The organism is Desulfosporosinus fructosivorans (assembly GCF_004766045.1).
Taxonomy (GTDB): domain Bacteria; phylum Bacillota; class Desulfitobacteriia; order Desulfitobacteriales; family Desulfitobacteriaceae; genus Desulfosporosinus; species Desulfosporosinus fructosivorans.
Genome location: NZ_SPQQ01000038.1, coordinates 1 through 5,808, shown reverse-complemented (window position 1 = coordinate 5,808; position 5,808 = coordinate 1). Strand labels below are relative to the sequence as shown.

At 46.0% G+C, this 5,808-nt stretch carries 5 protein-coding genes; all 5 read right to left on the bottom strand.

Annotated elements, in window-relative coordinates:
- A partial coding sequence (locus E4K67_RS29565) for an NADH-quinone oxidoreductase subunit N (protein ID WP_135553284.1) occupies window positions 1-1,421 on the bottom strand: 1,421 nt, incomplete at its 3' end.
- Entirely contained in the window at window positions 1,421-2,968 is a 1,548-nt protein-coding gene (locus tag E4K67_RS29560; protein WP_135553282.1) for a complex I subunit 4 family protein, read from the bottom strand. The genes E4K67_RS29565 and E4K67_RS29560, both read right to left, overlap by 1 nt.
- Window positions 2,968-4,917, bottom strand: a complete 1,950-nt coding sequence (gene nuoL, locus E4K67_RS29555; RefSeq protein WP_135553280.1) for an NADH-quinone oxidoreductase subunit L — start codon at window positions 4,915-4,917, stop codon at window positions 2,968-2,970. Before nuoL ends, E4K67_RS29560 begins: the two co-directional genes overlap by 1 nt.
- A 21-nt stretch (window positions 4,918-4,938) precedes the next feature.
- On the bottom strand, window positions 4,939-5,292 hold the full coding sequence (gene nuoK / locus E4K67_RS29550; protein WP_135553278.1) for an NADH-quinone oxidoreductase subunit NuoK: 354 nt from the start codon (window positions 5,290-5,292) through the stop codon (window positions 4,939-4,941).
- Entirely contained in the window at window positions 5,270-5,791 is a 522-nt protein-coding gene (locus tag E4K67_RS29545; RefSeq protein WP_135553276.1) for an NADH-quinone oxidoreductase subunit J family protein, read from the bottom strand. Before E4K67_RS29545 ends, nuoK begins: the two co-directional genes overlap by 23 nt.
- Between the last annotated feature and the right edge of the window lie 17 nt (window positions 5,792-5,808).

Below are 5,808 nucleotides of genomic sequence, written 5' to 3'. Positions count from 1 at the left end.
GCTATTGCCATCTGAGCAAGAGGCGTTGGATAAAGACCAATTACAAGCGTAATTACCATGGTAAAGACCAACGTAAACTTCATTGCCCCATGAACTGGTACATCCGGTAACCCTTCACCCTCTTTAAGGAACATCACCTTAACAACCGAGAGATAATAATACACCGAAATCATGCTCATTACGAACCCGATATACGCGATCGCGATATGCCCTTGGTCCATCACGGCCGAGAAGAGGTAAAACTTACCTACGAATCCAGCAAGTGGTGGAATTCCAGCTAAAGATAATAAGGATGCCGTCATGACAACCGCTGCCAACGGCGAGCGGCGCCACAAGCCTGCAAAGTCCTTAATATCATCACTGCCTTGACTCTCAGATATGTGAGTTGCCACAGCAAACGCTCCCATATTCGCAAAGACGTAAATCATGGCGTAGAAGAGGACCCCTTTGATCCCTCCGACTGATTCAGCAATAATACCCACCATTAGATAACCTGCTTGAGCAATGCTCGAATAGGCCAATAACCGTTTAATGTTGGTTTGCGGAATCGCAATTAAGTTCCCCAAAATCATGGTCAGCGCTGCCAAAACAATCAACAACGATTGACCCGTTATTGAGAAGGCTTGACTGTTCATCGTCAAGAGGTAAACCCTTATCAGTACCGCAAACGCAGCCGCTTTTGAGGCAATAGCCAAGAATGCCGTGACCGGGGTCGGAGCCCCTTCATAAATGTCTGGGGCCCACAGGTGAAACGGTACCAAGGAAATTTTAAAGCCTAACCCTGCCAAGAGAAACACAGTTGCCAAGAACGACGCTGGACTGAGATTTCCTCCGAGCACACTAGCTATTTGCACAAGCTCAGTCGACCCAGTCAGCCCGTAAATAAGACTGATCCCATACAGTAAGATCGCTGAGGATGTTCCACCCAGTACAAGGTACTTAATTCCAGCTTCCGAGGATCGTGCATCATCGGCCAAATAAGCCACTAGGATGTAGAAGGAAATCGTCATCAATTCGAGGCCGACATACATCGTAATTAGTTCGCCAGCTCCAGCCATGAGCATCATTCCTAAGGTCGACGTTAAAAGCAAAGCATAGAATTTGTAACTGTGCTCTGCAAATCTCTGTACATAATCTCCTGAAGAGAGCACGACAAGCAGTGCTGCTGCTAAAAAGAGAATCTTGAAATAGACAGCGAATTGGTCATGCATATACATGCCTTCTAGAAACACTGCTTTTGGACCATAGAAAAAGTCATAAACTGTATAACTTAGAACACCGATTAACGAGAACGTGGTGAGTGGCATCATGCCTTTACGCGTGCCAACTGGAACTAGGAGTCCAATGGCTAATACAATCATGGACATAGCCGCAATCATTACTTCAGGCAAGAGCACTGTCGTTATATTGAAATCCACCATTAGAACAACCCTCCAATCTTCGCCTGACTCACCATCTCAAGGACCTTGGCAAGGCCTGAGGAGGTAACCCCACTATCAATCAAACCCAATAGGATGTTCGGGAATATCCCTCCAAGAAAGATCACAAACGCGAGCAAGACAAGAGGAACTAGTTCTGGTCCCCGTATGTCGGTTAAATGATCCCATTCTGGCCGACGCGGTCCGAACATAACGTTCGCAATAATTCGTAAGATATAGACTGCCGTAAAGATAATCCCAGCAATTCCGAGAACTGTTTGAACCGGTAAGACGTTTATGGCTGAGATAAAAATGGTGAATTCAGCTACGAAATTAACCGTTCCAGGCAATCCTAAAGAGGCCATACCCGCAATCATAAAACCGATGGCTAAACGAGGTACTTGATGAGCAAGTCCACCCAGTTCCGAGATGTTTCGAGTATGTGTCTTTTCGTAGATAAAACCAATCATAGCAAAGAATAAGGCTGCCATGACACCATGAGCAAACATCATCCCCACTGCACCGGTAACCGCAGTTGGGTTCAAGGCCGCAATCGCAATGATCACGTAGCCCATATGGCTGACGGAGGAATATCCGACGACATATTTAAGATCCTTTTGAACTAAGGCAATGAACGCAGCGTAGAGAACACTGATCACAGCCAACGTTGCGATATACGGGGCCCAGAAACTTGCACCCACGGGGAGTATATATATCCCTACGCGGATTAAGCCATATCCTCCAATTTTCTTCAAGACTCCCGCGTGAATCATACTAACGGCGGTCGGCGCACCAGCATAACCGTCAGGAGACCAGGAGTGGAAGGGAAACATGGAGATTAGAGATCCGAAACCAATGATCATTAAGGCAAAGGCACCCTTTTGAAAAGCCGGACTAAAGAGCTCTTGCCTTGCTGCTAGCTCATCAAACATAAACGTTGGATTGCCGTTAGCAGCTGCTGCCAAATACAGAGCGATCATTCCTACGAGCAGGAAGGCTGATCCGATCAGCAAGTATATGGTCAGTTTCATACCGGCATATTCTTTCGTGACTCGTTTCGAACTTCCCCAGATGATCACCATGATGTAAATCGGGATGACCACGATTTCATAGAAGAGGAAGAAGATAAACAAGTCTCGGGCTATAAACGTGCCCATAACACCGGCAATCAGAATTAGCAATAAGATAAAGTATTCTTTAACTCGCTTATCCATGTTCCATGAGGCATAGATAGAGCAAAACCCAATCAGATTGGTCAATAGAAGCATGGGTAAACTTAATCCGTCTACTCCAAACGCCATATTGACACCGAGATCCGGAATCCAGGGAATTGTTAAGGTAAACTGCATTCCACCCAGCACTCGATCATAGGTATAGAAGGCAAAGAGTGAGAGTACCAAGGACACTAACATACCCATGGCTGCAACAATCTTGATCGTTTTACTCTCTTCCTTAGGCAAGAAAACGATCAGCAACATTGCCACTAACGGAGCTAGCAGGGTGAAGGGTAACAGCATTGACAGTGAACCCACTGTTGGCAGTGCAGACATTATTTCACACCTCCTAGCGTCGCTAAGGGGTTAAGTGCCGTTAGTTGGCCTTCCCCAAATGCGAAGACCATGAATAGAACGACCACTGCGAAGAAGAACACCATTGCGTACATTTGTACTTGTCCTGTACTAGTCCGACGGAGTAATTTACCACTCCCCCGCGTTGTTAGAGCGATTCCATTAATGATCCCGTCAACGATATAGATGTCGAACCAATACAGCACTTTGCCCATGCCACCCATAACGTTCTTAATAATCCAAAGATATACTTCATCGACATAGTAACCATTTTTGAGTAGTTTGTAAATTCCAGGGAAGCGAACAACCATACTCTCTGCAGCGATGACTTTTTTGACGTAGACGGCGTAAGCCAATCCAATACCAAGCAGTCCCGCTAGTACTGAAATACCAGCTAAAAACCAGTTTATCGCTTCATGCTCAAATTCTCCATAATGGACGAAGAAAGCAAAGTTATGCTCTGGTAAGGCTGCCCATCCACCAATAACACTGAAAAAGGCGAGAATCATCAGGGGGATCGTCATACTCCACGGCGATTCATTCACATGTTGGTTTTCTGGTTTTACAGGTCCCATGAAGACGACAAAGAACAACCGGCACATGTAGAAAGCCGTTAAGAACGCGGTAAACAGACCAACTGCATAAATTATGGGATGCCCATTATGCAGTGCGTTGGCTAGAATTTCGTCTTTCGAGAAAAATCCAGCAAACGGTGGCATTCCAGAGATGGCCAAAATGCCAATGAAAAAGGTCCAACCGGTGATCGGCATCTTTTTCCAAAGTCCACCCATGTCCCAAATGTTTTGTTTATGATGTAAGGCGAGAATCACAGAACCGGCGCCTAAGAACATCAACGCTTTAAAGAACGCATGGGTCATGAGATGAAACATCGATCCAGAAAATGAACCAACGCCCAGCGCGAACATCATATAGCCCAGTTGGCTTAAGGTTGAATACGCCAGAATTCGTTTGATGTCATTTTGCACGACCGCAATTGAGGCCGCAAAGATAGCTGTGAATGCCCCTAGCCCTGCAACAAATTGAAGAGCCGCTGGCGAGGCGAAATCAAAGAGAAAATACATTCGAGCGACTAAATAAACACCAGCAACAACCATCGTTGCTGCGTGAATCAAAGCGCTAACCGGTGTGGGGCCCTCCATTGCGTCTGGTAGCCAGACGTGAAGGGGGAACTGACCCGATTTTCCCACAGGTCCCATAAAGACCAGGAACGCCATGACCGTCACATAACTCGCGGTTCCGACCACGACGACATCTTGGAAGCTTGTGTTCAGTGCTGCGGAAAGCGCCACAAAATCAAGCGTTCCGAACTTAGTATAGAGGAATAACATTCCGAGTAGTAAGCCGAAGTCTCCGACACGAGTCGTCATAAACGCTTTCTTCGCAGCCTCGCGTGCAGATACTTTAAAGAACCAAAAACCAATCAGTAAATAGGAACAAAGTCCCACTAATTCCCAGAAAATAAAGAGTTGTAATAGATTCGTTGCCAGAACCATGCCCAGCATGGCGGATGCAAACAATGACTGGTACGCATAGTAACGCGACCAACCCTTGTCTCCGCGCATGTAGCCCAGAGAATAAATCTGTACCATTGACGCTACCAGGGTAACAACAAACAGCATCATGGCACTTAGCGGATCAACGATTGTTCCAAAATCGATCTTTAAACCAACAATATTTAGCCAATTCACGTTTATGATCGCAGGATGTTCCACAATTTCCGCACCCGCCCGAATGACACTATAAGCTATAGCAATAGCCAGGCCAAGCGAGCTGAGAATCGCGAGGATCGATATTGTGGAAGATAGTCCTTTGGATCGTTTCGTGACAAAGGCGATGAGTAGAAACGACAGGAAGGGCAAAGCAGGAATTAACCATGCCCACTGAAAGAGATCATGCATTTCCTTGAACACCTACCTTCTCCATAGACTCTCTTACCACTTCAACCAATTGAGTTCATCGACGTTCGTCGTCTTACGGTTTCGATAAACCGAAATAACCAAAGCTAGGCCAACGGCCACTTCAGATGCCGCGACGATGATGACGAAAAGTGCCGCCACATGACCCGTCAGAATATAATGCACATCAACCTTTTGGTCCCAAAGAAACCGATTGAACGCTACAAAATTAATATTGACAGCATTGAGCATAAGCTCGATCGACATGAGTATTGCAATCATATTTTTCTTAGCAAATACTCCGTAAAGTCCCAAACAAAAGAGCATCGCTCCAACCAAAAGATAGGTCGAAAGTCCAACACTTAAATTACTTAGATTGCTTAGATTCATGGCTCACCTTCACTCCCTTCGCCAAGATCACAGCTCCGACTAAGGCTACGGTTAGCAAAACAGCGGCTGCTTCAAATGGAATCATAAACTTAGTGAGCAGTAAAAGCGATATATCTGCAGCTGAGCCCCCGCTCGTCCATGGGGTCGGTAATATACGCCAGTCCCCATTTGTGAGGATAACCAACGCTATCATGATAAACAGCAAGGTCGATACGATCGCACCCCATCCCCAAACTTTGTTTTCGGGGTTGCTATCACAGATTTCTCCTCGTAAGGTTAACATGATTGCGAAGACAACCATGATTGCTATGCCGCCTGTATATATCAGTAACTGCACAGCTGCTAAATAGTCCGCATTCATAAGAACGTACAGCACCGCAACCCCTGAAAAGGAAAGGGCCAGATAGAGCGCGCTATGCATAATATTCTTCGAGGTGACAACACCCCAGGCTGCTGCAATCGCCAAGATTGCAAAAATGAAGAAAACTACTGTGCTCACACTTACCCCACCTTTCC

What these genes read in the sequence shown, in the direction of transcription:
- E4K67_RS29560 (WP_135553282.1), bottom strand. Translation starts at nt 2,968, where the DNA reads ATGTCTGCACTGCCAACAGTGGGTTCACTGTCAATGCTGTTACCCTTC.
- nuoK (WP_135553278.1), bottom strand. Translation starts at nt 5,292, where the DNA reads ATGAATCTAAGCAATCTAAGTAATTTAAGTGTTGGACTTTCGACCTAT.